Source organism: Paracoccus nototheniae (assembly GCF_004335005.1).
GTDB lineage: Bacteria > Pseudomonadota > Alphaproteobacteria > Rhodobacterales > Rhodobacteraceae > Paracoccus > Paracoccus nototheniae.
Genome location: NZ_RQRT01000133.1, coordinates 1 through 4546, shown reverse-complemented (window position 1 = coordinate 4546; position 4546 = coordinate 1). Strand labels below are relative to the sequence as shown.

Here is a 4546-nt window from a genome sequence, read left to right as displayed (position 1 = left end):
GTCCGGCCTGCAGCGCCAGCAGCGCCTGCACCGTCAGCGCGATGCCGGGCGCCGTCTGCCAACCGGTCACCATCCGCCTACCACGGGGTGACCTGACGCAGGGCCTCGGCGATCAGGGCGCGGCCATCCTGCCCCTCGCTGGCGGCCTTCCAGTTGGGCACCAGCCGATGGGCCAGCGCGTCGGGGGCCAGCGCCTGCACATCCTCGGGCAGGCCATGATCGCGGCCCTGCAACCAGGCCCGCGCCCGCACCGCCGCCGCCAGGGCCAGCGTGCCACGCGGCGAGACGGGATGTTCGACCGCCGCCGCGAGCACGCCGCCGGGCCGGGTCGCCACAACCAGCCGGATGATGAAATCTTTCAGCACCGGGGCCAGCACCACCGTCGCCACCTGCGCGCGCGCCTGCTGCAACTGGGCGGCGGTGACATGGGTCAGGGCGGCGGCGGGGGCGCCGCGCCCCTCGGCCTCGACCAGATCCAGGATGGCGCGTTCGGCCTCGGCACCCGGCAGATCCAGCCGCAGATGCAGAAGAAAGCGGTCCATCTGCGCCTCGGGCAGCGGAAAGGTGCCCTCGTGTTCGATCGGGTTCTGGGTGGCAACGACCATGAAGGGCTGGGGCAGCGGGCGGGTGACGCCGCCGGTGGTCACCTGCCCCTCGGCCATCGCCTCCAGCAGGGCGGATTGCACCTTGGGGGGGGCGCGGTTGATCTCGTCCACCAGAACGATGTTGTGAAAGACCGGGCCGGGCATGAAATCGAACGCGCCGGTTTCGGGGCGAAAGATCTGACTGCCGGTCAAATCCGAGGGCAGCAGGTCGGGCGTGCATTGGATGCGGGCATGTTCGCCCGGCAGGCGCGCGGCCAGTTGCTTGACCGCCCGCGTCTTGGCGATGCCCGGAGGCCCCTCCAGCAGCACATGCCCGCCGGTCAGATAGGCGATCAGCAGGCGTTCGACCAGCCAGTCGTGACCGATCAGCGTTCCCGCCACATCGCGTGCCACGGCCATGACGCTGGCGCGCGCCGGATCGACGATGCCCAGATCGGCGTCGGAATGATCGTCCATAAAGCCCCCCTCAGTGCTTGCAGATTGTGCAACCACTTGGGGGGCCATGGCCAGCCAAGGCGGACCGCGCTGCGACCAAAGTCGCGGCGGTCAGGTCAGATCGACCGTGGTGGCGACCCCGCGCCGCACCGCCAGATCCACGGCGGCCGAGGCGACGGCCAGATCCTGCAGCCCCACGCCCGTCCCGTCGAACAGCGTGATCTGATCATCCGAGGTCCGGCCCGGATGATCGCCATTGATGACCGCGCCGATCTGCACGATGTCGCCTTCCGCGATCAGCCCCTGCCCGACGGCATGCTGCGCCTCGCCGATGGTGACGGATTGGGCGACCTCGTCGGTAAAGACGGTGGCGCGGGCCAGCAGCGCGGCCTCGACCTCTTGCTTGCCCTTGGTGTCGGTGCCCATGCAGGCCAGATGCGTGCCCGGACGGACCTGCACAGCCTTCAGGATCGACGCGAAGGACGAGGTGATGGTGATGATCACATCGGCTTCGGCCCCCAAACGGTCCAGATCGACCACCTCGAAGGGGATGCCCCGTTCGGCAGCGACCGCCGCCAGACGATCCAGCCCCTGAGGATGCAGGTTCCAGGCCACGACCTTGTCGAAGCTGCGCTGATCCAGCGCCGCCCGCAGTTGAAAGGTCGATTGATGCCCCGCGCCGATCATCCCCAGCACCCGCGCATCCTTGCGCGCCAGATGCCGGATCGACACGGCCGAGGCCGCCGCCGTGCGCAGCGCGGTCAGCAGATTGCCCCCCACCACCGCGCGGCATTGCCCGGTATCGGCATCGAACAGAAAGATCGTGGACTGATGATTGGTCAGCCCCTTGTCCATGTTCTGCGGCCAGAACCCGCCCGATTTCAGCCCAAGCGCCAGGGATTCGCGATCAAAGCCGGATTTGAACCCGTAAAGCGCATCGGCATGGCCGATCGCCTCGCGGATGACCGGGAAGTTGACCGCCCGGTCGCGGGCCATCGCGGCAAAAACCGCCTCGATCGCCACAAAGCAATCGGATGCCGAGACGAGGCCCGCGATTTCGCGTTCAGGGACAATAATCATGGGTTTTCCTGTTGTTGGGGTCGGGTTCGCTTAATACGCCTTGCCACGGGCCGAGACCGGCCACAACACCTCGACCTTGCCGCCGCGCACGCCCACATACCAGTCATGGACATTGCAGGTCGGGTCGCAATGGCCGGGGATCAGGCGCAGCTTTTCATTGATCGCCAGAACCCCGCCCGCATCCTCGACCACGCCATGTTCGTCGGAACATTTGATGTATTTGACATCCGTCCGCCCGTGGATCACCGGCAGGCCGCTGTCCACCGACTGCGCCTTGAGGCCCGCATCGACGACCGCCAGATGCGGCTTGGCATGGCTCATGACGCTGGTCAGGATGAACAGCGCGTTTTCCCATTCGCCCTGATCGATCCGGGCCCCGTCCTTGTCCAGAATCCGCCCGTAATCGGCATCCATAAAGGCATAGCTGCCGCATTGCAGTTCGTTGAAGACGCCGGAATTGGCCTCGAAATAATACGACCCGGTGCCGCCGCCCGACACCAGTTCGGGCGCCAGCCCGATGGCGGTCAGCGCCTCGACCGCGTCGCGGACCTGCGCGATGGCCGCGTCCAGTTTCGCCTTGCGGTCGTCAAAGCTGTCGATGTGCTGCATCGCGCCCTGATAGCCCTGAATGCCGGTGAATTTCAGCCCCGGCGCCGCGTCGATGGCCCGGGCGATCTGCACGACCGCCTCGGTTGTCTTCACCCCGCAGCGCCCGGCGCCGCAGTCGATCTCCACGAAACATTCCAGCGTGGTGCCGTGCTTCTGCGCGGCCGCCGACAGCTGGGCCACATTGTCCACATCATCGACGCAGACGATGATCCGGCTGCCCCGCAGCGGCAGGCGGGCCAGACGGTCGATCTTGGCCGGGTCGCGCACCTGATTGGACACCAGCACATCCTTGATGCCGCCGCGCACGAACACCTCGGCCTCGGACACCTTCTGGCAGCAGACGCCGATGGCGCCGCCCAACCGTTCCTGCAATTTCAGCACGTCGACCGATTTGTGCATCTTGCCATGGGCCCGATGGCGCATGCCATGGGCGCGGGCGTAATCGCCCATCTTGCGGATGTTGCGTTCCAGCGCGTCCAGATCCAGGATCAGGCAGGGCGTCTGGACATCGGCCAGATCCATGCCGGGCAGCGCGGGGATGTCATAGCCGACCTCGAGACCGGCGAATTCTGCATGGGCGTTCATTGGGTTTGTCCTTGGTTCCAGGGCAGGCGGTCCAGATCGACATTGCCGCCCGTGATGATCACACCGACGCGCGCGCCGGCAAAGACCGATGGGTTCTTCAGGATCACCGCCAGCGGCACCGCGCTGGACGGTTCGGCCACGATCTTGAGCCGTTTCCAGATCAGTTTCATCGCCTCGACGATCTCATCCTCGGATGCGGTCAGGATATCGGTGACATGGGCTTGGACGAAATGCCAGGTCAGATCCTTCAGCGGCACCTTGAGCCCGTCGGCGATCGTGTCGGGCGCATCGTCGGCGATGATGTGACCGGCGCGAAAGCTGCGCATCGCATCGTCGGCCTGTTCCGGCTCGGCGGCATAGATGCGCACCCCCGGCGCCAGCGCCGACAGCGTCAGGCAGGTGCCCGACACCATGCCGCCGCCGCCGATGGGCGCAATCACCGCGCCCAGTGCGTCGATCTGTTCGATCATTTCCGCCGAACAGGTGGCCTGCCCCGCGATCACCCGGGGATCGTTATAGGGATGCACGAATTCGGCCCCCGTCTCTTCCACCACCCGCGCGAACACCGCCTCTCGCGAGGTGGTCGAGGGGTCGCATTCCACCACCCGCGCGCCATAGCCGCGTACGGCGTCCTTCTTGGCCTGCGGGGCGGTGTGGGGCATGACGACCGTGCAGGGAATGCCCCGCCGCCCGGCGGCATAGGCCAGACAGGTGCCGTGATTGCCGCTGGAATGCGTGGCCACGCCCCGCGCGGCCTGCGCATCCGACAGGCCAAAGACCGCATTGCTGGCGCCGCGCGCCTTGAAGGCGCCCGCCTTTTGCAGGTTCTCGCATTTGAAGAAAAGCTGCGCGCCGGTCATCTCGTCCAGCATCCGGCTGGTCAGGACCGGGGTCACATGGACATGCGGCCTGATCCGGTCGCGGGCGCTGCGCACGTCGTCAAGGGTCGGGATCTGCATCGCTGCGTCCTTCATCATGCCGCCGCCTTCTGGGCTTCGGGAATGCTGTGGCGGTAATGATCCTGCGCCGCCGCCACGCCCGACCCAAGCGTCACCGGCAGGCCCAGATCGGCCATCACCATCTCGGCGGTGGCGATGCCGGACAGGGCCATCACATCGGTCAGCATGCCCAGATGGCCGATGCGGAACACCTTGCCCGCCACATCGCCCAGACCCGTGCCAAAGGCCACGCCATAGGCATTCAGCGCATGGCCGACGATGCGGTTCGCGTCG

General features: G+C 66.9%; 4 protein-coding genes and 1 pseudogene. All 5 read right to left on the bottom strand.

Annotated features, from left to right (window positions below):
• Positions 1-77: 77 nt before the first annotated feature.
• Entirely contained in the window at positions 78-1061 is a 984-nt protein-coding gene (locus EG885_RS21840; protein WP_415639391.1) for an AAA family ATPase, read from the bottom strand.
• Between the two features lie 90 nt (positions 1062-1151).
• Positions 1152-2120 (bottom strand): iminosuccinate reductase BhcD, encoded by a 969-nt coding sequence (gene bhcD / locus EG885_RS21835; protein ID WP_131578881.1) that lies wholly within the window; start codon positions 2118-2120, stop codon positions 1152-1154.
• A 30-nt stretch (positions 2121-2150) separates the two neighbouring features.
• On the bottom strand, positions 2151-3314 hold the full coding sequence (gene bhcC / locus EG885_RS21830; protein ID WP_131578879.1) for a 3-hydroxy-D-aspartate aldolase BhcC: 1164 nt from the start codon (positions 3312-3314) through the stop codon (positions 2151-2153).
• Positions 3311-4288: a beta-hydroxyaspartate dehydratase BhcB gene (bhcB, locus tag EG885_RS21825; protein WP_207392385.1), complete on the bottom strand. Its 978-nt coding sequence runs from the start codon at positions 4286-4288 to the stop codon at positions 3311-3313. Before bhcB ends, bhcC begins: the two co-directional genes overlap by 4 nt.
• A pseudogene (locus EG885_RS21820) lies at positions 4288-4546 on the bottom strand (serine--glyoxylate aminotransferase); the annotation flags it as partial. The pseudogene EG885_RS21820 and the gene bhcB, both read right to left, overlap by 1 nt.

Excerpts from the sequence above, each read along its gene's own strand:
- bhcC (WP_131578879.1), bottom strand. The coding sequence starts at position 3,314 with ATGAACGCCCATGCAGAATTCGCCGGTCTCGAGGTCGGCTATGACATC.
- bhcB (WP_207392385.1), bottom strand. The coding sequence starts at position 4,288 with ATGAAGGACGCAGCGATGCAGATCCCGACCCTTGACGACGTGCGCAGC.
- EG885_RS21840 (WP_415639391.1), bottom strand. The coding sequence starts at position 1,061 with ATGGACGATCATTCCGACGCCGATCTGGGCATCGTCGATCCGGCGCGC.
- bhcD (WP_131578881.1), bottom strand. The coding sequence starts at position 2,120 with ATGATTATTGTCCCTGAACGCGAAATCGCGGGCCTCGTCTCGGCATCC.